Raw genomic sequence first — 25,573 nt, 5'->3', positions numbered from 1 at the left:
GGCTGGCCTCGTGGGCCGGCCCGTGTGCCGGAGTAGAGCGCCCGGCGGGGCGAAGGGGTCGAGCAGTATAGGAAGACCGTTGCAGGGATTTTCGCTGTATATACAGGAATAATCAGCAAGTTTTCCCGGGACTGTGAGCGCCGGCTTGCCTGCAATGGTGGCGCAGCGGCCCTGAAAATCACCCTGGCACCATAGCAACATCGCCCTATGAAGAAACCCACACCAAAGCCGCATGGCCCTGCGCCGCTTTTTCCACCTCCTACAAATTTTTCACCTCATCCGCTCAACGTCTAAGCTTCAGACAAGCAAGACGAAAACACCTGGCCGGATTGAAGACTATGGGCGCACTGTGGCAATCGGAACCAAGCAGAACGGAAGCACCCGAGATACCTCCGGCCGAGACGCCACAACCCAAGTCCCCACGTCAGCGTCGGCTATGGTGGCGGCTGATCATCCTCATCCTGCTGGTGGCGCTGGTGGCTATCGGCTTCGCTGCGTATGACGAGTTCCGCACCTCCGAACTGCAATCGCGCGAGTTCAGCAAACTGGCCGGTACCCTGACCTACTCGCTGGAGCCCGGCCCTAGCGATGCAATCATCTACCCCGGTGAAGGGCCTTTCGACAGGCGCCTGGGCTACAGCGCCCTGGGCGAATTCCTGCCACGCCTGCTCAAGCGCGACTACCTGATCACCGAGCAGGTGAAGTTCTCACCCGCGCTGATGAACTACGTCGATCATGGGCTGTTCGCACCCTATATCGAGAAGATCCAGGCCGGCCTGTCGATCACTGACTGCCGCGGCGACACGCTGTACCAGTACAACTACCCTCAGCACCTGTACCCGGACTTTGCCGCGATCCCGCCGGTGATGGTCAACAGCCTGCTGTTCATCGAAAACCGCGACCTGCTCGATACCCAGGACCCGCGCAACAACCCGGCCGTGGACTGGCCACGCTTCGCCAAGGCCGCCTACAGCCAGGTGGCCAAGTACCTGGCCTTGCCCGGCCAGTCCGCCGGCGGCAGCACCTTGGCCACGCAGCTGGAGAAGTACCGCCACTCACCGGACGGCCTGACCGTGTCGGGTGCCGAGAAAATCCGCCAGATGATCTCTGCCAGCGTGCGCGCCTACCAGGGCGGCCCGGATACTACCGAGGCACGTCAGCGCATCGTGCGCGACTACCTCAACAGCGTGCCGCTGTCGGCCGTGCCCGGGCACGGCGAAGTGCATGGCATGGCCGAAGGCCTGCGGGTGTGGTACGGCGCCGACTTCGACCAGGTCAACCAGGCGCTGAATTCCACTGCCACTGACGCCGACAGCATGGCCGCACGCGGCCTGGCCCTGCGCCAGGTGCTGTCGCTGATGATTGCCCAGCGCCGCCCGTCGCATTACCTGTCCAAAGGCCGGGTCGAGTTGGCCGAACTCACCGATTCGCACATCCGCGTGCTCGCCGCCAACAACGTGATCGCGCCGCCGCTGGCCGATGCCGCGCTGGCCAGCAAGGCGGTCTACCGCGACTGGGTAGCGCAGCCGACCATCGTGCCGATCGTCACCAACAAGGGCATCAGCCTGGCGCGCAACCGCCTGGCCGCCATGCTCAACCGCCCGCTGTACGACCTCGACCGCCTCGATGTGTCGGCCACCAGTACCTTGCAGGCCGACCTGCAGTTGCAGGTCAGCCAGTACCTGAAAAACCTTGCCGACCCGGCGTTTGCCGCGCAGATGGGGCTGATCGGCGAGCGCCTGCTCACCACCAAGACCACCGATCAGGTGAGCTACAGCTTCACCCTGTTCGAGCGCACCGGCGATGGCTCGCGGGTGCGGGTGCAGACCGACAGCACCAACCAGCCCTTTGACATCAACGAAGGCAGCAAGCTGGAACTGGGCTCTACTGCCAAACTGCGCGTGCTCACCACGTACCTGGAGATCATCGCCGAACTGCACGACAAGTACGCCGGCAAGCCCGCTGCCGAGTTGAAGAAGGTCGACGTCGCCGAACTCGACCGCATCACGCAGTGGTCGCTGGAATGGCTGACGCAGAACAGCAAGAACCAGAGCCTGGACGCCATGCTCGACGCCGCGCTGGAGCGCAAGTACTCGGCCAATACCGGTGAAGCCTTCTTTACCGGCGGCGGCATGCACGTGTTCAACAACTTCCGCAAGGAAGACAACAACCGCAACCCGACGCTCAAGGATGCGCTACGCGAATCGATCAACCTGCCGTTCATCCGCCTGATGCGCGACCTGGTGCGCTACGTGACCTACCAGCAGCCGTTCAACCGCGTGCCGCTGCTCAAGGACGACGCCGACCCTCGCCGCCAGGAATACCTGGCCCGCTTCGCCGACAAGGAAGGTACCAACTACCTGATGCGCTTCTGGAAGAAATACCAGCGCAAGACCTCGCAGCAGCGGCTGGACACCTTTCTGGACAGCATGCGCGTAACCCCGCAGCGGTTGGCGGCGGTGCATCGCTATCTGTTCCCCGAAGCAGGGCAGGAAACCTTCAATGCCTTCGTACGGGCCCACCTCAAGGGCGACAAGATTACCTTGGGCAAGCTGACCGACGGCCGCCTGTCAGAAATGTACGAAGCCTATGGCCCGGGCAAGTACGACCTGCCCGACCAGGGCTACATCGCCAAGGTCCACCCGCTGGACCTGTGGCTGCTCGGCTACCTGCTGAAGAACCCGAGCTCGACCTTGACCGAAATGGTCAACGCCAGCCATTTCGAGCGCCAGGAGGTGTACAGCTGGCTGTTCAAGAGCCGCCACCAGGGCGCCCGCGACAGCCGCATCCGCACCATGGTCGAGATCGAAGCCTTCCTCGACATCCACCAGCGCTGGAAGCGCGTGGGCTATCCGTTCGACCACCTGGTGCCCTCGCTGGCCACGGCCATCGGCAGCTCGGGCGACCGCCCTGCCGCGCTCTCCGAACTGGTCGGCATCATCCAGAACGACGGCATCCGCCTGCCCACCCTGCGCATCGACACCCTGCACTTTGCAGCCAACACACCTTATGAAACCAAGTTGATCACCGACCCGGACCGCGGCGTGCGGATTCTGCCGGTGGAAGTGGCACGCGCGCTCAAAGGCGCCATGTCGCAAGTGGTGGATGCAGGTACTGCGCGGCGTATTTCCGGTAGCTTCAAGCTGCAGGACGGCACGCCACTGGTGATGGGTGGCAAGACCGGTACCGGTGACAACCGCATCGAAAGCTTCGGCGCCGGCGGTCGGCTGATTGGCTCGCGCTCGCTGAACCGCACCGCCACCTTCGTGTTCTTCCTGGGCGACAACCACTTCGGCACCCTCACCGCCTTCGTCCCGGGGCGCTCGGCAGAGGCGTTCAAATTCACCTCGGCGCTGCCGGTGCAGGTGCTCAAGGGCATGGCCCCGATCCTGATGCCATACCTGCAGCCGGGCAACCCGAATGAATGCAAGGCACCGCAGCTTGCCGTGCACACACCACCGCCGGCAGGGAACGTATCGAACGAATAGATGATAATCATCTGCATTAAAGGGCTTGTCTTTAGATATATCTTGAGTAATATCTTACGATATATCGCAAACGACGGAGCCCTGTCCCCATGCGCGAACACACCCCCCATGACCCCTTCGAGCGGCGCCCCGGCCGCGGCGAGCGCGGCCCACGCGTCTTCGCCCCCGGTGACCTCAAGCTGCTGATGCTGGACCTGCTGGCCGAGCAACCCGGCCACGGTTATGACCTGATCCGCCAGATTGAAAACCTGTTCGACGGCAGCTACAGCCCGAGCCCTGGGGTGATCTACCCCACGCTGAATTTTCTTGAAGAGGCCGAGCTGATCAGCGGCCAGGTGCAGGGCAGCAAACGCCTCTATGCCATCACCGACGCCGGCCGCAGCGCCCTGGCCGAGCAGGCTGTCGCCCTGGACGGCGTGCGCATGCGCATCGAAGTCAGCAAACGCGCCCTGCGCGGCCACGACCGCCCGCCAGAAATCCATGAAGCCGTCGGCAACCTGCGCCACGCACTGCACATGCACAGCGGCCGCTGGACACCGGAAGAAATCCAGCGGGTCCGCGACTTGCTCAACCATACCGCCAAGGCCATCGCCTCCGGGCCGGCCGAACCTGTCAGGGAGACTTCCCATGAGTGACACCATCCACCGCGTCAACCACGAGATTCGCCAACGCCGCCTGCAGGTACTGCGGGTCACCGAGCTGACCCCACGCATGCGCCGCATCACCCTCGGCGGTGCCGAACTGCAAGGTTTCACCAGCGTCGGCAGTGACGACCATATCAAGCTGCTGTTTGCCGAAACGCCGGAGCAACAACAGGCCCTCGAGGCCCGTAACATGGGCCGGGACGGTGGCGCACGGCCCACCATGCGCGAGTACACGCCACGGCGCATCGACCTGGAGGCCAATGAGCTGGACATCGACTTCGTGCTGCACGGTGACGGCCCCGCCTCCACCTGGGCCGCCCAGGCCACGCCGGGGCAAACCCTGGACATCGCCGGGCCACGGGCCTCGCTGGTGGTGCCGGATATTTTCGACAGCTACCTGCTGATCGGTGACGAAACCGCCATTCCGGCGATTGGTCGGCGCCTGGACGAACTGCCGGCTGGCCGCCAGGTGCTGGCGGTGATCCAGATCGAAGACGAGCAGGAGCGCCAGCCGCTGCCGAGCAAGGCACAAGTCGAAGTCATCTGGGTGCGGCGTCAGCAAGAAGATTTGCTGGCACTGGTGAAGAACCTGACCTTGCCGCAAGGCCGGCTGTATGGCTGGGTGGCACTGGAAAAAGCCCTGACCCGCCAGGCCAAGGCACTGCTGCTGGAGAAAGGCGTGCCTGAAGATGCGCTGAAGGCTGCGGCCTACTGGCGTGCCGACGGGACTGCGGACGACGAGTGATTGTGTATTGCTGCACTGGCCCTATCGCCGGCAAGCCAGCTCCCACAGATATTGCACAGCCCTTGAAGGTTGCGGGTACCTGTGGGAGCTGGCTTGCCGGCGATAGGGCCAGTGCAGGTCAAGCTAGTCTGTGCAGCCCCCGCCACCGATCCAGCCCCAACAATACCAGCCCAATCCCCCAGAACCCCGCCAGCACCCCCAGGGCATTGAGCATCACCTGCCCATACCCCAGGCTCGCCACATCGATGAACGGGTAGGCATACACGCCAATCTCGCTCCCCCGCCACAGCGCATAGGCGAAGTACACCGCCGGGTATATCGCCCACACCGCAAGGTGCCATAGCCGCAGGCTGCCCTTGGGCACCTCGCACCACCAGTACAAGGCATACAGCACCGGCATCACATCGTGCAGCAACTCGTCTGCCAGCCACTGCCAGCCCTGCGGTTGCCACAAATGGCGCAGCAACACGCTGTAGGCCAGCGCCACCAGCACGATGCTGGCTGCCACTGCAGCACTCACCGACGGCGACAGGAAGAAGCGCCTGGCGCGGCCTTCACGACCGAACGCCGCATAACTGAGCACCGTCGCCACCAAGGTATTGGTCAACACGGTGAAGTAGCCAAACACATTGATCAGGCCGCCAATCAGGCTGGCCTGTTCCTGCCAGCGCGCCAGCAGCACCAGGTACACCTGCACGGTCAGGCCGAACCAGCCCAGCACGGCCATGCCGGTCAGCCAGGGGCGACGCGGCATGTCAGGCCTTGCGCTGCAGCTTCACGTACAGCTGCTCGACCTTTTCCCGCGCCCACGGCGTCTTGCGCAAAAAGGCCAGGCTCGACTTGATGCTGGGGTTGCTCTTGAAGCAACGCACATCGATGCGCTCGGCCAGGCCCTGCCATTGGTAGTGCGCCACCAGCTCGGTGAGGATCTGTTCAAGGGTCTTGCCGTGCAGCGCGTTGTGTTGGGCCGTGCTCATGCTGTGCTCCGTAGGAAAGATGCGCACCTTACACGAGTGTAGTGGCGGGTGGGATGCGTCAAGCCCACAGAAAAAATGCTGGCCAGAGGCAAAACCTCTGTGCTGAAATAGTTATGTTATCTTGTAACACTATAAAAGCATCTGCCAAGGAACGCCCCATCCCCATGCTGTACTCACCGCTTCGCCTCTCCCCCCTTGCCGTCGCGCTCTGGCTGGCTGCGTCGCCCAGCCAGGCCGTGGAACTCGAACCCCAGGTCATCACCGCCAACCCGTTGGGCAACCGCCAGCTGGCCGCCCCCAGCACCGTGCTCGAAGGCGACAACCTGCTGCAACAACAGCACGGCAGCCTCGGTGAAACCCTGAACAAGCAGCCCGGTGTCGCCTCTACCTGGTTTGGCCCTGGCGCCAGTCGCCCGGTAATCCGCGGCCTGGACGGCGACCGCATTCGCATCCTGCGCAATGGCGTCGGCGCGCTGGATGCCTCGTCACTGTCCTATGACCATGCCGTACCGCTGGACCCGGTCACCGTCGACCGCGTCGAGATCGTCCGTGGCCCGGCCGCCCTGCTCTACGGCGGCAACGCCATCGGTGGCGTGGTCAACACCTTCGACAACCGCATCCCGGATGCACCGATCGAAGGCATCCACGGTGCCGGCGAGCTGCGCTACGGTGGCGCCGACACCACCCGCAGCAGCGCCGGTAAGCTGGAGGCGGGTAACGGTGCCTTCGCCCTGCACCTGGATGCCAACAGCCGACAGTTCAACGACCTGCGCATCCCCGGCTACGCCCGCAGTTCCAAGGTGCGTGACGCCGACGAGCCCGGCAGCAAACACCGCCTGGAAAACAGCGACGGCCGCCAGGACGGCGGTGCAGTCGGTGGTGCCTATCACTGGGATCACGGATACGCCGGCCTGTCGTACAGCGGCTACGACAGCAATTACGGCTCGGTGGCCGAGTCCGGTGTGCGCCTGGACATGAAGCAGGACCACTACGCCTTTGCCTCCGAGCTGCGCGACCTGGACGGCCCGTTCAGCTCCGTCAAGGTCGATGCTGGCTATACCGACTACGAACACAGCGAGATCGAAGAAGGCGAGGTGCACACCACCTTCAAGAACAAGGGCTACGAGGCACGTATCGAAGCCCGTCACCAGCCGCTCGGGCCGGTGGAGGGGGTAATCGGTGCCCAAGTCAGCCGCAACGAATTCTCTGCCCTGGGCGAGGAAGCCTTTGTCCCACACACCAATACCGACAGCCTGGCGCTGTTCATGCTGGAGCAATGGCAGGCCACGGAACGGCTGAACCTGAGCCTGGGCGCACGCCTGGAGCACACCCGGGTAGACCCGGACGCCAAAGGCAACGAAAACTTCCTCGATGCCGACAGCGCCAGCAGCTTCAACGCCTTCAGCCTGTCCTCCGGTGCGGTGTACCAGCTCGACCCGATCTGGTCGCTGGCCGCCAACCTCGGCTACACCGAGCGCGCCCCGACCTTCTACGAGCTGTACGCCAATGGCGCGCACGTGGCCACCGGCGCCTTTGAAGTGGGTGACGCCAGCCTGAACAAGGAAAAGGCCATCTCCGCCGACTTGGCGCTGCGCTTCGACAATGGCACCCACAAAGGCAGTGTCGGGGTGTTCTACAGCCACTTCCGCAACTACATCGGGCTGATCGGCACCGGCAACTTGCGCGAGGGCGGGCATGACCACGACCATGGCGAGGATGACCACGACCACGATCATGACCACGAAGGTTTCCCGGAATACCAGTACCAGGGCGTACGGGCGCGCTTCTACGGCATCGAGGCCCAGGACCGCTGGCAGCTGGTCGAGAACCGTTACGGCAGCTTCGCGCTGGAACTGTCCGGTGACTACACCCGGGCCAAGAACCTCGACAGCGGCGAACCGCTGCCACGCATCGCCCCGCTGCGCCTGAACAGCGGCCTGGTCTGGGAACTGGACCGCTGGCAGGCGCGGGTCGATGTGCAGCATGCTGCGTCGCAGCACCGCAAACCGGCCAACGAAACCAGCACTGATGGCTACACCACACTGGGTGCAAGCGTTGGCTACCGCTTCGAAGTTGGCCAGAGCCAGTGGTTGGCGTTTGTGCGCGGCGAAAACCTGACCGACCAGACCGTGCGCTATGCCAGCTCGATCCTGCGCGATATCGCCCCGGCGCCGGGGCGTAGTGTGGAAGTGGGCCTGCGTACCACCTTCTGAAATCGCGGGCGCGCTTCGCGCCCCTTTCGCCGGCAAGCCAGCTCCCACAGGTATTGCTTCTACCCCAGCTGCAACGCGATCCTGTGGGAGCTGGCTTGCCGGCGAAAGGGCTGCAGAGCAGCCCCCTCTGCTGCCAATTGTTACCTGTCGAACAACAATCAACTGCGACAATTTGTCTTTTTTTCTTACAACTTCCGCTATATCCTCCCCGCCTGAAGCTGAATCGCTTCACTGAAACCATCTTGTCGCCATATCCATTGAAGGCCCGCCCTTCGATGCGCTTGCCGTTTTTTTCAATAATCAAAAGATAGCGCTATCTCATGCTCCAACTGCCCAAAACCTGTTACATCGGCCTTGCCCTCAGCGCCTTGGCGACACCCGCCAGCGCCAGCGAAATGTTCGCCAGCGACTCCCCATGGATGCTCGGCGACTGGGGCGGCACCCGCAGCGAATTGCTGGAAAAAGGCTACGACTTCACCCTCGGCTACACCGGAGAGATGGGCAGCAACCTGCACGGCGGCTACGACCACGACCGTACCGCGCGCTACAGCGACCAGTTCACCTTTGGCAGCCACCTGGACCTGGACAAGATCCTCGGCTGGCACGACACCGAATTTCAGCTGACCATCACCGAGCGCCACGGCGACAACATCAGCAATGACCGCATCAACGACCCACGCGTGGGTGGCTTCACCTCGGCCCAGGAAGTCTGGGGCCGTGGCGAAACCTGGCGGCTGACGCAGATGTGGATCAAGCAGAAGTACTTCGATGGCGCGCTGGACGTGAAATTCGGCCGCTTCGGCGAAGGCGAGGACTTCAACAGCTTCCCTTGCGACTTCCAGAACCTGGCCTTCTGCGGCTCGCAGGTGGGCAACTGGGTAGGTGGCATCTGGTACAACTGGCCGGTCAGCCAGTGGGCCCTGCGCGTGCGCTACAACCTCGATGATGAACTCTATGCCCAGGTCGGTGTGTTCGAGCAGAACCCCTCCAACCTGGAATCGGGCAACGGCTTCAAGCTCAGCGGCAGCGGCACCCAGGGCGCGGTAATGCCGATCGAACTGGTATGGACCCCACGTATCCAAGGCCTGAAAGGGGAATATCGCGCCGGCTACTACTACAGTAATGCCAAGGCACAGGATGTTCTCAAGGACAGCAACGGCCAGCCGGCCGCCCTCAGCGGCGCCGCCTACCGCAGCAGTTCGAGCAAGCACGGCATGTGGCTCGGCGCCCAGCAGCAGGTAACTTCGCTGGCCTCCGACCAGTCGCGTGGCCTGAGCCTGTTCGCCAACGCCACGGTGCATGACAAGAAGACCAATGCCATCGACAACTATGTACAGGCAGGGCTGGTATACAAAGGGCCTTTCGACGCCCGCGCCAAGGACGACATCGGTTTCGCCCTCGCCCGCGTGCACGTCAACCCTGCGTACCGCAAGAACGCCCGCCTGGCCAACCAGGCCGCCGGCCTCTACGACTACGACAACCCCGGTTTCATGCCCGTGCAGGACACCGAGTACAGCGCCGAGCTGTACTACGGCATCCATTTGGCCGACTGGCTCACGGTGCGCCCCAACCTGCAGTACATCCGCCACCCGGGCGGGGTGTCGCAGTTGGATGGCGCCCTGGTCGGCGGCCTGAAGATCCAGAGCAGTTTCTAACCCCCTTTTTGACCTGACGGAGAACCTACGATGAGCACTGAAGGTGCCAACCAAGGAAGCCGCTGGCTACCTCGCCTGATCGGCGCGCTGCTGTTGCTGATGGGCCTGGCCCTGCTGGCCGGCGGTATCAAGCTGAGCCAACTCGGCGGATCGCTGTACTACCTGATCGCCGGTATCGGCTTTGCCCTGTCGGGCATCCTGCTGCTGGCCCAGCGCCGCATTGCCCTTGGCCTGTACGGCCTGGTACTGCTGGGCAGCACCGTATGGGCCTTGCTTGAAGTAGGCCTGGACTGGTGGCAACTGGTGCCACGCCTGGCCATCTGGTTTGCCATCGGCGTGGTGTTGCTGCTGCCGTGGGCACGTCGCCCGCTGATCGGCCCGGCCAGCAAAGCCAACACGGCACTGCTCGGCGTTGCCGTGGTGGCTTCGGGCGCCTGTGCCCTGGGCAGCCAGTTCACCCACCCGGGCGAAGTGTTCGGCGAACTGGGCCGCGAAAGCAGCGAAATGGCCAGCGCCGCCCCGGCCATGCCTGACGGCGAATGGCAGGCCTATGGCCGCACCGAGCATGGCGACCGCTATTCCCCGCTGCGCCAGATCACCCCGCAGAATGCCTACCGCCTGGAAGAAGCCTGGCGTATCCGCACCGGTGACCTGCCGACCGAAAACGACCCGGTGGAGCTGACCAACCAGAACACCCCGCTGAAGGTCAACGGCATGCTCTACGCCTGCACCGCGCACAGCCGCGTGCTGGCCCTGGACCCGGACACCGGCGCGGAAATCTGGCGCTACGACCCGCAGGTCAAGAGCCCGGTCGGCACCTTCAAAGGCTTTGCCCACATGACCTGCCGCGGCGTTTCGTACTATGACGAAAACCGCTATGTCAGCCGCGACGGCAGCCCGGCGCCGAAAATCACCGACGCCGGCCAGGCCGTGGCCCAGGCCTGCCCGCGCCGCCTGTACCTGCCTACCGCAGATGCCCGCCTGATTGCCATCAACGCCGACAACGGCAAGGTGTGCGAAGGCTTCGCCAACCAGGGCGTGATCGACCTCACCACCGGCATCGGCCCATTCACCGCCGGCGGCTACTACTCCACCTCGCCTGCCGCCGTCACCCGTGACCTGGTGATCATCGGTGGCCACGTCACCGACAACGAGTCGACCAACGAGCCGTCGGGCGTGATCCGCGCCTACGACGTGCATGACGGCCACCTGGTGTGGAACTGGGACAGCAACAACCCGGAAGACACCAAGCCGTTGGCCCCAGGCAAGATGTACAGCCGCAACTCGGCCAACATGTGGTCGATCGCCAGCGTCGACGAAGACCTGGGCATGGTCTACCTGCCGCTGGGCAACCAGACCCCGGACCAGTGGGGCGCCGACCGCACCCCAGGCGCCGAGAAGTACAGCGCCGGCGTGGTCGCCCTGGACCTGGCTACCGGCAAGGCCCGCTGGAACTACCAGTTCACCCACCACGACCTGTGGGACATGGACGTCGGCAGCCAGCCGACCCTGGTGCACCTGAAGACTGACGATGGCGTGAAACCTGCGATCATCGTGCCGACCAAGCAAGGCAGCCTGTACGTGCTCGACCGCCGCGACGGTACGCCGATCGTGCCGATCCGCGAAATCCCCACCCCGCAAGGCGCTGTGAAGGGCGACCACACTTCGCCGACCCAGGCCCGCTCCGACCTCAACCTGCTCGGCCCTGAGCTGACCGAACAGGCCATGTGGGGCGCCACGCCGTTCGACCAGATGCTGTGCCGCATCCAGTTCCGCGAGCTGCGCTACGAAGGCCAGTACACACCGCCATCCGAGCAGGGCTCGCTGATCTACCCGGGCAACGTGGGTGTATTCAACTGGGGCAGCGTGTCGGTAGACCCGGTGCGCCAACTGCTGTTCACCTCGCCCAACTACATGGCCTTCGTGTCGAAGATGGTGCCGCGCGAGCAGGTGGCCGAAGGCAGCAAGCGCGAAAGCGAGACCAGCGGCGTGCAGCCCAATACCGGCGCGCCATACGCGGTGACCATGCACCCGTTCATGTCGCCGCTGGGCGTGCCGTGCCAGGCCCCGGCCTGGGGCTATGTCGCCGCCATCGACCTGTTCACCAACAAGGTGGTGTGGAAGCACAAGAACGGCACCACCCGCGACAGCACCCCGGTACCGATCGGCCTGCCGGTTGGCGTGCCGAGCATGGGCGGTTCGATCGTTACCGCAGGCGGCGTCGGCTTCCTCAGCGGCACCCTCGACCAGTACCTGCGCGCCTATGACGTGAACAACGGCAAGGAACTGTGGAGTGCCCGCCTGCCAGCGGGGGGCCAGGCCACGCCGATGAGCTACACCGGCAAGGATGGCAAGCAGTATGTACTGGTGACCGCTGGCGGCCATGGCTCGCTGGGCACCAAGATGGGCGATTACATCATCGCTTACAAACTCGCGGAATAAAGCGACCGAGCCCCTCCTCAGGGGCTCATCCACCTGTACCGGCCTCATCGCCGGCAAGCCAGCTCCCACAGGTACACCACAGGCCTTGAAAGCTGTGGTGTACCTGTGGGAGCTGGCTTGCCGGCGATGAGGCCGGTACAGGCAAGCAAAGATGAAAGCCCTGCCTGCTGCTTTCATCTACCATTGAAACCCATTCCCCTGCGCCCCATCTAAGCACCATAGCCATTCACGCAGGTGCCCCATGAGCGACCAGCAGGATTTCCCGGAACACCCCGACGAACACAGCGAAGTCGAACACACCACCCAGGCCGAAACCGGCCACGCCCTCGCCCTGCCCGGCCAGCAGCTGCCGGACAAGGTCTACGTGATCCCGATCCACAACCGCCCGTTCTTCCCGGCCCAGGTACTGCCGGTCATCGTCAATGAAGAACCTTGGGCCGAAACCCTCGACCTGGTGGCCAAGTCCCCCGACCACTGCCTGGCACTGTTCTTCATGGACACCCCGCCAGAAGACCACCGCCATTTCGACACCTCGGCCCTGCCGCAGTACGGCACGCTGGTCAAGGTGCACCATGCCAGCCGTGAGAACGGCAAACTGCAGTTCGTCGCCCAGGGCCTGACCCGGGTACGCATTCGCAACTGGCTCAAGCACCACCGCCCGCCCTACCTGGTCGAAGTCGAATACCCGCGCCAGTCCGCCGAGCCGACCGACGAGGTCAAGGCCTACGGCATGGCACTGATCAACGCGATCAAGGAACTGCTGCCGCTCAACCCGCTGTACAGCGAAGAGCTGAAGAACTACCTCAACCGCTTCAGCCCCAACGACCCGTCACCGCTCTCCGATTTCGCTGCCGCGCTGACCTCGGCCACCGGCAACCAGTTGCAGGAAGTGCTCGACTGCGTGCCCATGCTCAAACGCATGGAAAAGGTCCTGCCGATGCTGCGCAAAGAGGTAGAGGTCGCGCGCCTGCAGAACGAGATCTCGGCCGAGGTGAACCGGCAGATCGGCGAACACCAGCGCGAGTTCTTCCTCAAGGAGCAACTCAAGGTCATCCAGCAGGAGCTAGGCCTGACCAAGGACGACCGCAGCGCCGACCTTGAACAGTTCGAACAGCGCCTGGAAGGCAAGACTTTGCCGCCCCAGGCACGCAAGCGCCTCGATGAAGAGATGGGCAAACTGGCCATTCTCGAAACCGGCTCGCCCGAGTACGCCGTCACCCGCAACTACCTCGACTGGGCCACCGCCTTGCCGTGGGGCGTATACGGCAAGGACAAGCTCGACCTCAAGCATGCGCGCAAAGTCCTCGACCAGTACCATTCCGGGCTCGACGACATCAAGGAACGCATCCTCGAATTCCTTGCCGTGGGCGCCTGGAAAGGCGAAATCAGCGGCTCGATCGTACTGCTGGTGGGCCCGCCCGGGGTGGGCAAGACCAGCATCGGCAAGTCCATCGCCGAGTCGCTTGGCCGGCCGTTCTATCGTTTCAGCGTCGGCGGCATGCGTGACGAGGCCGAAATCAAGGGCCACCGCCGCACCTACATCGGCGCCCAGCCCGGCAAGCTGGTACAGGCCCTGAAAGATGTCGAAGTGATGAACCCGGTCATCATGCTCGACGAGATCGACAAGATGGGCCAGAGCTACCAGGGCGACCCGGCTTCCGCCTTGCTGGAAACCCTCGACCCGGAGCAGAACGTCGACTTCCTCGACCACTACCTCGACCTGCGCCTGGACCTGTCCAAGGTGCTGTTCGTGTGCACCGCCAACACCCTCGACTCGATCCCCGGGCCGTTGCTCGACCGTATGGAAGTGATCCGCCTGTCCGGCTATATCACCGAGGAAAAGCTGGCCATCGCCAAGCGCCACTTGTGGCCCAAACAACTGGAAAAAGCTGGCGTTTCAAAGACGAGCCTGAGCATCAGCGACAGCGCCCTGCGCCTGGTGATCGAAGGCTATGCCCGCGAGGCAGGCGTGCGCCAGCTGGAGAAGCAACTGGGCAAGCTGGTGCGCAAGGCCGTGGTCAAGCTGCTGGAAAACCCCGAAGCCAAGCTGAAAATCGGCACCAAGGACCTGGAAGCCGCACTTGGCATGCCGGTGTTCCGCAGTGAGCAGGTACTGGCGGGCAAAGGCGTGATCACCGGCCTGGCCTGGACCAGCATGGGCGGCGCCACGTTGCCGATCGAGGCAACCCGCATCCACACCCTCAACCGCGGCTTCAAGCTGACCGGCAAGCTGGGTGACGTGATGAAGGAGTCGGCCGAAATTGCCTACAGCTACGTCAGCTCCAACCTCAAGCAGTTTGGCGGTGACCCTGGCTTCTTCAACGAAGCGTTCATCCACCTGCACGTTCCCGAAGGCGCCACGCCCAAGGACGGCCCGAGCGCCGGCGTCACCATGGCCAGTGCCCTGCTGTCGCTCGCCCGCGACCAGGCACCGAAGAAAGGCGTGGCCATGACTGGCGAGCTGACCCTCACCGGCCAGGTGCTGCCGATTGGCGGTGTGCGCGAGAAGGTGATCGCGGCGCGCCGGCAGAAGATCTTTGAGTTGATCCTGCCGGAGCCCAACCGCGGCGACTTCGAAGAACTGCCGGACTACCTGCGCGAAGGCCTGACAGTGCATTTCGCCAAGCGCTTTGCCGACGTCGCCAAGGTGCTGTTCTAGCCTGCACCGGCCTCTTCGCGGCTAAAGCCGCTCCCACAGGGACTGCGCCAGCTTCGGCCAACGCTGTACCTGTGGGAGCGGCTTTAGCCGCGAAGAGGCCGGTACTGACAACACAAAATCTCACCAGCATCGGTTATCCTCAGGCATCGCCAGCCTCCGGAGCCAACATGACCGCCCCTCGTCTGCTCGTTCCCCTGAGCTTTGCCCTGCTTTCTGCCTGCGCGCAACAACCCACACAGCCCGTCGAACTGGACGCCGAAAGTGAATGCCCAACGCGGCTTCAGGTAGGCCAGGCACTGACCCTGAGCCTGCCCAGCAACCCGTCCACTGGCTATCGCTGGCGTGTCGAAAATTCTGCGTCGAGCGTGCTGCGTAGCCTCGGCCCGGAGGTCTATAGCGCCCCCGAAGAAGAGGACGTAGTTGGCAGCGCCGGTGTCTCCACCTGGCGCTTCCAAGCCAGCAACACCGGGGATGCCAAACTGGTACTGGTCTACCAGCAGCCATGGGCCGCAGACATCGCCCCGGTGCAAACCTTCGATTGCAAGGTTATCGTCCGTTGAGGGCGATCAACTGCGGTCATACATCAGCTGCACCACCTCCAGGTATTCGCAAAGGCCCTTCAGTGCGACCGTGGCGGCGTCCAGGTCCATCGCTGCATTGAGTGGCTTGGCCTGGGCCAGCCACTCCAGCTCCACCTTGCGAAGTTCGTGTAGCCACTCATTCTTGAGTGGCACAAGGCCCGACAAGGCCTTCACTGCCTCCAGTTCATCCTGCGCCGCTCGCAAGGTTCGCTGCACCTGCCGCTGGTCGCCCAGTGCGTCCTCGATTTTTGTATCAAGGCGGGCGCGGGCTTTGCCCAGGTCGCTGAATGTCTTGGCCCCATCCAGCGCATCAGCGTGGCTGGCGAGCTTTTGCGTCACCGCCTTGAGCAAGCCGGCGTCGAGTTTCGGGTCGGTGATCAACCCCATGATCTGATCAATTTCGTCATCGCTCGGGATGAGGCCCTTCAGCGCACTGGCAACCGAAGGCCTCTCGAACACCTCGATCGCCTGGACGATATCTGCCCGTTGTTGTTGCAGCTGCTCCAGCCGTTGATCGAAGCCGACCGCCTGTACCTGAAGATCAGCCGTTCGGGTAGCCAACGCTGCCATTGAGTCGACGAGGGCCGATAGCGAAAACAGCTCCAGCCGCAGGTTTTTCCTGGCCAGGTGCGCATGATGCTGGCTCAAGCGGTCCAATACACTGGCAAGCCGGTGGTGCGTATCGGTTTCTTCCTTGCCCGGAATGAAGTCCCGCTCGTCCAGCAATGTAATACCGCCTATCAGGCTCTCCTTGAACGCACGCTCGACAGCCAGCAACAGCGTGCGCAGTTCCTCCAGCTGTTCGCGTGCAGCTGGCAGCACTTTCATCTCCCAGCGTTCCATGAGCTGGAATATGTGCTCCTGCACTTTTTGCATCTGTACGAAATCGGGGGTGACGGTTTGAATATTGGCAACATCCATATCAGGCTTCCTCATACTCTTCAATCAGCTCATTGAACAACTCGGACAGCACGTGGCAGATACTGCCAATCTTTGTCCACGGTTTGATAACCTCTGAAAAATCATGCACAAAGGATTCAAGCTGGGAGATCGTGCTGAGCTCTTTGGCTTCATTCACAGAGTTATTGGCATACGAGGCGAGGAATAACCACACATCAGCCAACCGTTTGGTCGCCGCCGAGAGGTCCTTGCACCTGAACTGCAGGTCTCTGACCAGGGTCGAGACGCGCTCGAAATCGTTCAGGGCTGGCGCCAGCTTGCCCAACGCACACGCCAGCTCGTCGCGCCTTTCAATCAGCACATTCTTCGCGGCCCTGATGTTTTCTGCCTTGTGGCCGAACACGCCGCCGGTTATCACCAGGCCAATCGGCCCCAGCAAGATACCGGTGAACGCGTAACCCACATTGGCGTCATATTCGGACTTCAACTGGTCGATCTGCTCGTCCCACGCATCGAGCTGCCTGCGTTTTTCCAGCGTGTCCTCGTGGGAGACCTTCTCTTCGAAGTGCTTCAACAGGCGTCCCATGCGCGGTTTGAGCTCACGCTTGATTTCATTGTTGAACCAGTTCGCGCGGGCGTCGACGTCATCGATACGGCGCCGGGTGCCTTCAATCTCCCTGACCAGTTCGGAAATGCCGATTGCCAGCACACTGGCGATCTGCGCTTGCTCTTCTTCGCTCAACTGCGCGGTGTAGACATCGTCGCCCTGCTCGGCCTTGCGTTTCTTTATCGCCATGAAAACGTCACTGCTTTCAAGGTTCTCCAACAGGCTACCGCCACGCTGCACCAGGCTTTCGGCGAACAACTCAATTTCCGGCCCCAACTGCTTTATGCTGCGTTCCAGTATGTCCCATTCATAGGCATGCCGGTGCAGCGCCACATAAAGGTCGTTGACCATCGATGCCTCGATACCCAGCGCGGCATAATCAACTTCCCGCTCGATTTCCACCTGCGTTCGGGGTAACTGATTGACGGTACTGACGTACCGTTTGATGGCTTTCAAGTTATCAGCCGTCAGCAAACTGCCAATTTGCTGGCCGCCGTCCAGCCGGCTTTCAATGAATGAAAAATACCGCTCTGGCAGCATTTTCACTTTGGACACCAGGTCCAGTTCTTCTACCGTTCGTTCTTCCTGCTCCATTGCAATCTTCATCTTTCAACCATGAACCCAATAAATTAAAAGGCCGTTGAAGTGTCCATGTGCGCCACACCGAATACATTCGCCTGGATAACTAAACACTGTGGGAAAGTTCAACGCTGCCCGCCTGAACGCTCCGACCCTGAAGCATTGCCATGGCAAGATGCGCGGCCATTGGATAAAATGCGCCCCCGTTTCACCCTGTATCGAGCCTGCCGTGAGCAAACAACCCGACCGCCTTTTCTCCCAACCCCTGGAGCAGGTCCCCGACTTCGTTTTCAACGAAGACGTGGTGCGCGTGTTCCCGGACATGATCAAGCGCTCGGTGCCCGGTTACCCAACCATCGTCGAAAACCTCGGCGTGCTGGCAGCCCGTTTCGCCCAGCCGCACACCGCGCTGTACGACCTGGGGGCCTCGCTGGGTGCAGTCACCCAATCACTTCGTCGCCATGTGCGCAGCGACGGCTGCCGGGTGATCGCGGTGGACAATTCCGCCGCCATGGTCGAGCGCTGCCGCCAGTACCTCACCGCCCAGGACTCGATGTTCCAGGAGCTGCTGCCGGTGGACGTGCTGGAAGCCGATATCCTCGCCCTGCCCTTCGAGCCCGCCTCGGTAGTGGCAATGAACTTCACCCTGCAGTTCATCGCCCCCGACCAGCGCCTGGAACTGCTCGGGCGCATCCGCCAGGCATTGCTGCCCGGTGGCGCGTTGATCCTTTCGGAGAAGCTGCGCTTCGCCGATGAGCAAGCGCAGGACCTGCTCAATGAACTGCACCTGGACTTCAAACGCGCCAATGGCTACAGCGAACTGGAAATCGCCCAGAAGCGCAGCGCCATCGAAAACGTGATGCGCCCCGATACGCTCGAAGCCCATCAGGAACGCCTGCGCGCCGCCGGCTTCTCCAAAGTGGTGCCCTGGTTCCAATGCCTTAACTTCGCCTCGTTGATAGCCCTGCCATGATCGATCTGTCCCCCCTCGTCCGCCGCCTGGCGGGCACGCCCCTGGCTTCCTGGTCGCAAGGCCTGCAAGCGCAACTGGAAGCCAAGCTGGAGAAAGGCCACGGCGACCTCGACCGCTGGCGCGGTGCGCTCGACGCCCTGCCTGCCCTGCAACCCAGTGAAATCGACCTGGTCAACGGGTTGCGCCTGGACTGCGACTGCGACGACGCTACCCGCGCGCAGATGCGCCAGGCACTGATGGGCCTGTCGCCCTGGCGAAAAGGGCCGTTCGATCTGTTTGGCGTGCACGTGGACACCGAATGGCATTCGGACTGGAAATGGTCGCGGGTAGGCCCGCACCTGGACCTCAAGGGCAAACGCGTGCTCGACGTCGGCTGTGGTAACGGCTACTACCAGTGGCGCATGCTCGGCGCCGGCGCCGACATGGTGATCGGTGTCGACCCCAACTGGCTGTTCTTCTGCCAGTTCCAGGCCGTGCAGCAATACCTGCCGGAGCTGCCGGCCTGGCACCTGCCCTTCGCCCTGGAAGAGCTGCCTGCCAACCTGGAAGGCTTCGATACCGTTTTTTCCATGGGCGTGTTCTATCACCGTCGCTCCCCCATCGAGCACCTGCTGGCGCTCAAGGACTGCCTGGTAAAAGGAGGCGAACTGGTATTGGAAACCCTGGTGATCGAGGGCGACGAAAACCAGGTGCTGGTACCTGAGGACCGCTACGCACAGATGCGCAACGTCTGGTACCTGCCGTCGGTACCGGCCCTGGCGCGCTGGTTGCGCCGTGCCGGCTTCAGCGATGTGCGTTGCGTCGATGTGAGCGTGACCAGCGTCGAGGAGCAGCGCAGCACCGAGTGGATGCGCTACCAGTCGCTGGGCGACTTCCTCGACCCGAACGACCACAGCAAGACCATCGAAGGCTTGCCTGCCCCACGCCGCGCCACCCTGCTGGCGCGCAAATAAAAAAGGCGCCCGATTGGGCGCCTGAATACACCTGCGGCGAGGAGCTGTCGCGTCGCAGGTGCTGTTACATCAGTCCTTGGCCACCTCGCGGGCCCTCTCTTGCGCTTTGCGCTCACGCTCTGCAACGGCCTGTTGCTTGTCGCCGTGCAGGCGCTGCTGGTCTTCGCGGAACGCTTGCCAGAACTGCTTCGAGCGCTCCGCACCGCCCTCGGCATAAACACCGGCACTGCCCAGGGCAAGGGTGGCCAACAGCAGGTATTTGGTCAGGTTCATCGTGGTTGCCTCGTGATAACCGATCAGACAGGGCCATCCTAGCGAAGGCTAGCTAACGGCAAGGTGAGGCGGGGATTACAGTCCTGCAATGTGGCCTTGTGTTGCCTGTTCGGGCCCCTTCGCAGCACAAGGCTGCTCCTACAGGATGCGCACAAATCTCAACGCTGCGTTGTAGCTGTGGGAGCGGGTTTACCCGCGAAAGGGCCCTGACAGACAGCCAGATAACACCAGGATTACAAATCCGTTATCTGCGCCGCAGCCCCCTATGCATGCCGTAACATTCGGCTGCTTGACCCTGATGTCACTACAGGGTCGAGAATCGCCCCTTTTCATCACACCGAGCTCCCCATGCGCCTACTGATCATCGAGGACGAACTGCGTACCGCCGATTACCTGCAACAGGGCCTGCGCGAAAACGGCTACGTGGTCGACTGTGCCCACACCGGCACCGACGGCCTGCACCTGGCCCGCCAGCAGCCTTACGACCTGGTCATCCTCGACGTCAACCTGCCAGAACTCGATGGCTGGACCGTGCTGCAGCGGCTGCGCGCCGAGTCGGCCACGCGCATCATGATGCTGACCGCCCACGGCCGCCTGGCCGACCGGGTCAAAGGCCTGGACCTGGGCGCCGACGACTACCTGCTCAAGCCCTTCGAGTTCCCTGAGCTGCTGGCCCGCATCCGCAGCCTGCTACGCCGCAACGACCAGCAACTGCAACCCAGTACCCTGCGCGTCGCCGACCTGGAACTGGACCCTGGCCGCCACCGCGCCTACCGCGCCGGGCAGCGTATCGACCTGACCGCCAAGGAGTTCGCCCTGCTGCACCTGCTGATGCGCCAGAGCGGTGAAGTGCTTTCGCGCACTCAGATCATCTCGTTGGTATGGGACATGAATTTCGACTGCGACACCAACGTGGTCGAGGTGTCGATCCGTCGCCTGCGGGCGAAGATCGACGACCCGTTCGAGAACAAGCTGATCCATACCCTGCGCGGCGTAGGCTATGTACTGGAGGCCCGCGTTTGAAAAACGCCAGCCTGTCGCTGCGCCTGGGCCTGAGCGTGACACTGATGGGCGCCGCACTGGTGCTGCTGCTGGCCTGCCTGGCCGTGTTCGCCCTGGATCATGAACTGGACAGCCGCGCCCGCAAGGACCTGGCGCGCAAGATGCTGCAGGTCGAGCACAACCTGCGTGTCGATCTGCGCAGCGAGGACCTGGGCAGCCGCGCCCATCCACTGCTCGACCTGGTGATGGGGCATGACAACCTCAGCCTCAGCGTACTGGCTCTGGACGGCCGCCACCCGCACCTGCTCAGCCTCGGCCCGGCCCTGGAGTCGCGGGTGAGCGAGTTGCACACCGATGCCCGCCTGGCCTTTCATGCATGGCGCGACAGCAGCGGCAACCAGCTCCTCACGGTGACCCGGCTGATGCGCCTGCGCGACAACACGCCGGTGAAGGTGATGATGTCGCTCAACCGCGCCGACGACAACGCCCTGCTGCAGGCCTACCTGCATTCCACCTTGCTCGCCTTGCCGCTGCTGCTGGTATTGATTGGCGCAGGCGCCTGGTGGCTGATGCAGCGCGGCCTGAAACCACTGCGGCGCTTCCGGCGCATTGCCGGGCAAGTGTCGGCCCAGGACCTGCAACACCGCCTGCCGGCTACCGGCCTGCCGCAGGAACTGGCGGAACTGGCCAGCAGCATCAACGTGATGCTTGACCGCCTCGATCAGGGTGTGAGCCAGTTGTCGCAGTTCTCCGACGATCTGGCCCATGAACTGCGCACCCCCTTGAGCAACCTGATGGGCAAGGCGCAGGTGACCCTGGCCCGTGAGCGGGACAACGCCAACTACCGGGAAGTGCTGGAGGACAGTATCGAGGAGCTGACCCGGCTCAACCGCATCATCAATGACATGCTGTTTCTCGCCCAGGTCAGCCAGCCGCAAACGCAGGTTGCATTGAAACCCTTGGCGCTGGCAGACGAAGCAGCGCGGGTTGTCGAGCTGTTTGCCTTCAGTGCCGAGCTGAAAGCGGTTGAGCTGCGTGTGCAGGGCTGGGGGACGGCACTGGGTGACCGGCTGATGTTTCAGCGGGCAGTGTCGAACCTGTTGAGCAATGCCATACGGCACAGCCCTGAGGGTGAGCGCGTTGATCTGAGGATTGAACGTGCAGGCAGCGAAGTACGGCTGTCGGTGGAGAACCAGGGGCCTGGCATTGCAACAGAACACCAGTCGCGCCTGTTCGAGCGGTTTTACCGGGTGGGCTCGGGGCGCTCGCGGCTTGAGGGCGGGACCGGGTTGGGGTTGTCGATCGTGAAGTCGATCATGCAACTGCATGGTGGGCGGGTCGAAGTGAACAGCAGCCCCCTGGGGCCTACCCGCTTCACCCTGGTGTTTCATGCCGAGTAGTTGGCAGCCTGACCCGGCCTCTTCGCGGGTAAACCCGCTCCCACAGGGACTTCACAGGCCTTGAGGCTTGCACAATCCCTGTGGGAGCGGGTTTACCCGCGAAAGGGCCAGAACAGGCAACCAACCAATCAGCGCGAAGCCGCCACGATCAGTGCCTTCATCTCGGCCACAGCAGCCTTGAAGCCTACAAACAAGGCATGCGCCACCAGCGCATGGCCAATGTTCAGCTCATTGATGCCTTTGATCGCCGCCACCGCTTCGACGTTGTGATAATGCAGCCCGTGCCCGGCATTGACGATCAGCCCCTGCCCCACGCCAAACGCCACGCCATCAACAATACGCTGCAACTCCTCGGCCACTTCGGTCGGGGTTTCGGCATCGGCATAACGCCCGGTGTGCAGCTCGATGGCTGGCGCACCCACCCGGCGCGAGGCTTCGATCTGGCGGTCGTCAGCATCGATGAACAGCGACACTTCGGCGCCGGTGCGAGCCAGTCGCTCCACTGCCGCCTTGATCCGTGCCTCCTGCCCCGCTACGTCCAGGCCACCCTCGGTAGTCAGTTCCTGACGGGTTTCAGGTACGAGGCAGATGTGCGCCGGGCGGATTTTCTCGGCAAAGGCCATCATCTCTTCGGTGACGCCCATTTCGAAGTTCATGCGCGTCTGCAGCACATCCTTGAGCAGCACCACGTCGCGTTCCTGGATGTGCCGACGGTCTTCGCGCAGGTGCACGGTGATGCCATCGGCGCCCGCTTCCTCGGCGTCCAGGGCCGCCTTGACCGGGTCAGGGTAACGCGTGCCCCGGGCCTGGCGCAGGGTCGCCACGTGGTCGATGTTTACGCCGAGAAGCATGCGGTTGCTGTGAGTCACGAAAGGCTCTCCTGAAGGTTGAGCCCCACAGCATACGTCGTGATCAGCGCTTGCGAAACAGTTCCCGGCTGACCAACGGTTTTGCGCCCAGGTGAACCGCCAGTGCCTGGCGCATCAGGCGCTTGGCCGCGAGCAAAGCACCTGGGGTGTCCCAGTCAGCGTCGGCCAGGGCCAATAGCTCGATGCCGCGGAACAGGCCGGGCTGTACCAGTTCGACCCGCTCCAGGCCGGCATCCACACGCAAGCGGTACAGGCCGTCTGCGGCGATGGGTTGGTCGTTGACGTCATGGTTCAAGGAAAACGCATAACCGAGTTCGTCCAGCAGCCGCCATTCGAACGAACGCAGCAGTGGCTCCAGCGGGCGCCCGGCGGCCAAGGCTTGCAAGGTCAGGGCGTAGTGCTCGAACAGGGCCGGGAACGGCGCTTCGGCGGGCAACAGGCGCATGAGCAGTTCATTGAGGTACAACCCGCTGAACAGGGCATCGCCGTGCAGCCAGGCGGCGATGCCGGCACTGTCCATCCGCCCGACATTCTTCAGCTCGCCACGCCCGCGCAGCTCCAGCTCAAGCGGCACAAACGGCCGCACCAGGCTGCCGCCCTTGCCACGCGCACGCCGCAGTACGGCGCGCATGCGGCCCTGCGGCGTGAAGAAGTCCACCAGCGCGCTGGTTTCCTTGTAGGCACGGCTGTGCAGCACGTAGGCGGGTTGGCCGACAGGTTGTTCCATGGAAGATCAATAACTCCCTGCTGCCCGGTAAAACTGCACATTGGGGCTGCGATGCAGCCCATCGCCGGCAAGCCAGCTCCCACAGGTACTGCGCATGGCTTGGGGTCGATGCGGTCGGGGTGGGAGCTGGCTTGCCGGCGATGGGCCGCACAGCGGCCCTGACAGTATTGCTTACAGGTCGCCGTAGCCCAGCGAGCGCAGGGCGCGCTCGTCGTCGGACCAGCCGCCTTTCACCTTGACCCACAGGTTGAGCATGACCTTGGAGTCGAACAGCACTTCCATGTCCTTGCGCGCCTCGGAGCCAATGCGCTTGATACGCTCGCCCTTGTCGCCAATGATGATTTTCTTCTGGCCGTCGCGCTCGACCAGGATCAGCGCGTGAATATGCAGCACATGGCCCTGCTGCTTGAATTCTTCAATCTCTACGGTGATCTGGTACGGAAGCTCGGCACCCAGCTGGCGCATGATCTTCTCGCGCACCAGCTCGGCGGCCAGGAAGCGGCTGCTGCGGTCGGTGATCTGGTCTTCCGGGAAGAAGTGATCGTTCTCGGGCAGGTGCTTGGCGATCTGTGCTTCCAGCGCTTCGAGGTTGTGCCCCTGCTGTGCAGAAATCGGCATGACTTCGGCGTTTGGCAGTTGCTCCTGCAGCCACTGCAGGTGCGGGATCAGCTCGGCCTTTTCTTCCATGCGGTCGGTCTTGTTGACCGCGATGATCAGCGGGCCGGTCACGTACTGCACGCGCTCCAGTACCAGTTGGTCCTCGTCGGTCCACTTGGTGCGGTCGACCACGAAGATCACTACGTCGACGTCCTTCAGGGCCGCCGAAGCGTTGCGGTTCATGTAGCGGTTCAAGGCTTTGTCGTTGGCCTTGTGCATACCGGGGGTGTCGACGTAGATCGCCTGCACATCACCTTCGGTCTTGATGCCGAGCATGTTGTGGCGGGTGGTCTGCGGCTTGCGCGAAGTGATCGCCAGCTTCTGGCCCAGGATGTGGTTGAGCAAGGTCGACTTGCCCACGTTGGGGCGGCCGACAATGGCCACGTAGCCGCAGCGAGTCGGGTTGTTATCAGTCATTGCCATTCTCCACGCCCAGGGCGATCAGTGCAGACGCGGCGGCGACTTGCTCGGCAATACGCCGGCTAACGCCCTGACCACGGCTCTTGTTGTTCAGCAGCACGACTTCGCATTCGACGAAGAACGTACGGCAGTGCGGTTCACCCTGGATATCCACTACTTCGTAACGCGGCAGCTCACAGCTGCGCGATTGCAGGAATTCTTGCAGGCGGGTTTTCGGGTCCTTGTTGGTGTCGACCAGGGTCAGGCCTTCGAATTCGTCGGCCAGCCAGGCCAGGACGCGCTCGCGGGCCGTGTCCATGTCGGCGTCCAGGTAGATGGCACCGATCAGTGCCTCCAGGGCGTCGGCCAGGATCGACTCGCGACGGAAACCGCCACTTTTGAGCTCACCCGAACCCAGCCGCAGGTAGTCGCCCAGGTCGAAACCACGGGCCAGGCGGGCCAGGGTCTCACCCTTGACCAGGCGCGCGCGCAGGCGCGACAGCTGGCCTTCGCGGGCCTGCGGGAAACGCTCGAACAGCGCTTCGCCGGCGACGAAGTTGAGAATGGCGTCACCGAGAAACTCCAGGCGCTCGTTATTGCGCCCGGCGTAGCTGCGATGGGTCAGCGCCAGGAGCATCTGGTCCTGATTCTTGAAGGTATAACCGAGCTTTCGCTCCAGATGGGCAAGGGAAGCACTCATGCAACCACCCGTTTGTTGTTCAACGCGTTGTTCAAATCAACATCCTGAAAGACTGTTTGGCTGTGGCCCGCCGCCGTATGCGACGAATCTCCCGATCCCTGAGAACACAGCCTATGTCAGAAATGCATTC

At 62.9% G+C, this 25,573-nt stretch carries 21 protein-coding genes; 12 read left to right on the top strand and 9 right to left on the bottom strand.

Features of this window, described 5'->3' with window-relative positions; all coding sequences use genetic code 11:
• Nucleotides 1-338: 338 nt before the first annotated feature.
• The 3 genes from ABOC32_RS08850 (at nt 339) to ABOC32_RS08840 (ending at nt 4,877) form a co-directional block, all read left to right on the top strand.
• Nucleotides 339-3,488 (top strand): transglycosylase domain-containing protein, encoded by a 3,150-nt coding sequence (locus ABOC32_RS08850; protein WP_426810772.1) that lies wholly within the window; start codon nt 339-341, stop codon nt 3,486-3,488.
• 89 nt (nt 3,489-3,577) lie between these two features.
• The gene (locus ABOC32_RS08845) at nt 3,578-4,123 is read left to right on the top strand and encodes a PadR family transcriptional regulator (RefSeq protein ID WP_234227582.1); all 546 of its coding nucleotides are present in this window, start codon (nt 3,578-3,580) and stop codon (nt 4,121-4,123) included.
• Nucleotides 4,116-4,877, top strand: coding sequence for a siderophore-interacting protein (locus ABOC32_RS08840; RefSeq protein ID WP_426810771.1), 762 nt, complete (start codon nt 4,116-4,118; stop codon nt 4,875-4,877). The genes ABOC32_RS08845 and ABOC32_RS08840 overlap by 8 nt, the downstream gene beginning before the upstream one ends.
• Nucleotides 4,878-4,995: 118 nt before the next feature.
• On the opposite strand, the gene ABOC32_RS08835 is transcribed toward ABOC32_RS08840, so the two are convergent.
• Both ABOC32_RS08835 and ABOC32_RS08830 read right to left on the bottom strand, forming a co-directional pair.
• Nucleotides 4,996-5,631, bottom strand: a complete 636-nt coding sequence (locus ABOC32_RS08835; RefSeq protein WP_426810770.1) for a Pr6Pr family membrane protein — start codon at nt 5,629-5,631, stop codon at nt 4,996-4,998.
• Nucleotide 5,632: 1 nt separating this feature from the next.
• A complete protein-coding gene (locus tag ABOC32_RS08830; RefSeq protein WP_016498188.1) occupies nt 5,633-5,854 on the bottom strand; it encodes a VF530 family DNA-binding protein in 222 nt (73 codons plus the stop codon).
• 164 nt (nt 5,855-6,018) lie between these two features.
• Here ABOC32_RS08830 and ABOC32_RS08825 point away from each other — a divergent pair, with 164 nt between their 5' ends.
• The 5 genes from ABOC32_RS08825 (at nt 6,019) to ABOC32_RS08805 (ending at nt 15,383) form a co-directional block, all read left to right on the top strand.
• Entirely contained in the window at nt 6,019-8,067 is a 2,049-nt protein-coding gene (locus ABOC32_RS08825) for a TonB-dependent receptor (protein ID WP_426810769.1), read from the top strand.
• Between the two features lie 320 nt (nt 8,068-8,387).
• Nucleotides 8,388-9,722 carry a carbohydrate porin gene (locus ABOC32_RS08820; RefSeq protein ID WP_426810768.1) on the top strand — a complete coding sequence of 445 codons (1,335 nt, stop codon included), beginning with the start codon at nt 8,388-8,390 and terminating at the stop codon, nt 9,720-9,722.
• Nucleotides 9,723-9,752: 30 nt separating this feature from the next.
• Nucleotides 9,753-12,164 (top strand): glucose/quinate/shikimate family membrane-bound PQQ-dependent dehydrogenase, encoded by a 2,412-nt coding sequence (locus ABOC32_RS08815; RefSeq protein ID WP_234227587.1) that lies wholly within the window; start codon nt 9,753-9,755, stop codon nt 12,162-12,164.
• A gap of 241 nt (nt 12,165-12,405) precedes the next feature.
• A complete protein-coding gene (gene lon / locus ABOC32_RS08810; RefSeq protein WP_426810767.1) occupies nt 12,406-14,823 on the top strand; it encodes an endopeptidase La in 2,418 nt (805 codons plus the stop codon).
• A gap of 167 nt (nt 14,824-14,990) precedes the next feature.
• Complete coding sequence (locus ABOC32_RS08805) at nt 14,991-15,383, top strand: protease inhibitor I42 family protein (protein ID WP_426810766.1); 393 nt, start codon at nt 14,991-14,993, stop codon at nt 15,381-15,383.
• A gap of 6 nt (nt 15,384-15,389) precedes the next feature.
• On the opposite strand, the gene ABOC32_RS08800 is transcribed toward ABOC32_RS08805, so the two are convergent.
• Both ABOC32_RS08800 and ABOC32_RS08795 read right to left on the bottom strand, forming a co-directional pair.
• Nucleotides 15,390-16,325 (bottom strand): alpha-xenorhabdolysin family binary toxin subunit B, encoded by a 936-nt coding sequence (locus tag ABOC32_RS08800; RefSeq protein WP_426810765.1) that lies wholly within the window; start codon nt 16,323-16,325, stop codon nt 15,390-15,392.
• A 1-nt stretch (nt 16,326) separates the two neighbouring features.
• A complete protein-coding gene (locus ABOC32_RS08795) occupies nt 16,327-17,505 on the bottom strand; it encodes an alpha-xenorhabdolysin family binary toxin subunit A (RefSeq protein WP_426810764.1) in 1,179 nt (392 codons plus the stop codon).
• 214 nt (nt 17,506-17,719) lie between these two features.
• Here ABOC32_RS08795 and cmoA point away from each other — a divergent pair, with 214 nt between their 5' ends.
• The gene (gene cmoA, locus ABOC32_RS08790; RefSeq protein WP_016498182.1) at nt 17,720-18,463 is read left to right on the top strand and encodes a carboxy-S-adenosyl-L-methionine synthase CmoA; all 744 of its coding nucleotides are present in this window, start codon (nt 17,720-17,722) and stop codon (nt 18,461-18,463) included.
• A complete protein-coding gene (cmoB, locus tag ABOC32_RS08785) occupies nt 18,460-19,416 on the top strand; it encodes a tRNA 5-methoxyuridine(34)/uridine 5-oxyacetic acid(34) synthase CmoB (RefSeq protein WP_426810763.1) in 957 nt (318 codons plus the stop codon). Before cmoA ends, cmoB begins: the two co-directional genes overlap by 4 nt.
• Before the next feature lie 69 nt (nt 19,417-19,485).
• Here cmoB and ABOC32_RS08780 read toward each other — a convergent pair whose 3' ends face one another.
• Complete coding sequence (locus tag ABOC32_RS08780; protein ID WP_426810762.1) at nt 19,486-19,689, bottom strand: hypothetical protein; 204 nt, start codon at nt 19,687-19,689, stop codon at nt 19,486-19,488.
• 348 nt (nt 19,690-20,037) lie between these two features.
• Here ABOC32_RS08780 and ABOC32_RS08775 point away from each other — a divergent pair, with 348 nt between their 5' ends.
• Nucleotides 20,038-20,712, top strand: coding sequence for a heavy metal response regulator transcription factor (locus tag ABOC32_RS08775; protein WP_426810761.1), 675 nt, complete (start codon nt 20,038-20,040; stop codon nt 20,710-20,712).
• Nucleotides 20,709-22,091 carry a heavy metal sensor histidine kinase gene (locus ABOC32_RS08770; RefSeq protein ID WP_426810760.1) on the top strand — a complete coding sequence of 461 codons (1,383 nt, stop codon included), beginning with the start codon at nt 20,709-20,711 and terminating at the stop codon, nt 22,089-22,091. The genes ABOC32_RS08775 and ABOC32_RS08770 overlap by 4 nt, the downstream gene beginning before the upstream one ends.
• Before the next feature lie 128 nt (nt 22,092-22,219).
• Here ABOC32_RS08770 and pdxJ read toward each other — a convergent pair whose 3' ends face one another.
• The 4 genes from pdxJ to rnc all read right to left on the bottom strand — a co-directional run bounded on the left by pdxJ (nt 22,220) and on the right by rnc (nt 25,443).
• A complete protein-coding gene (pdxJ, locus tag ABOC32_RS08765; RefSeq protein ID WP_426811582.1) occupies nt 22,220-22,942 on the bottom strand; it encodes a pyridoxine 5'-phosphate synthase in 723 nt (240 codons plus the stop codon).
• Between the two features lie 61 nt (nt 22,943-23,003).
• Nucleotides 23,004-23,687, bottom strand: a complete 684-nt coding sequence (recO, locus tag ABOC32_RS08760) for a DNA repair protein RecO (RefSeq protein WP_426810759.1) — start codon at nt 23,685-23,687, stop codon at nt 23,004-23,006.
• A gap of 171 nt (nt 23,688-23,858) precedes the next feature.
• Nucleotides 23,859-24,761 (bottom strand): GTPase Era, encoded by a 903-nt coding sequence (era, locus tag ABOC32_RS08755; protein WP_016498176.1) that lies wholly within the window; start codon nt 24,759-24,761, stop codon nt 23,859-23,861.
• Nucleotides 24,754-25,443, bottom strand: a complete 690-nt coding sequence (gene rnc, locus ABOC32_RS08750) for a ribonuclease III (protein ID WP_426810758.1) — start codon at nt 25,441-25,443, stop codon at nt 24,754-24,756. The genes era and rnc overlap by 8 nt, the downstream gene beginning before the upstream one ends.
• Nucleotides 25,444-25,573: the final 130 nt, after the last annotated feature.

The organism is Pseudomonas sp. WOUb67 (assembly GCF_050058005.1).
Lineage (GTDB): Bacteria > Pseudomonadota > Gammaproteobacteria > Pseudomonadales > Pseudomonadaceae > Aquipseudomonas > Aquipseudomonas putida_R.
This window is presented reverse-complemented; position numbering and strand designations above follow the sequence as displayed.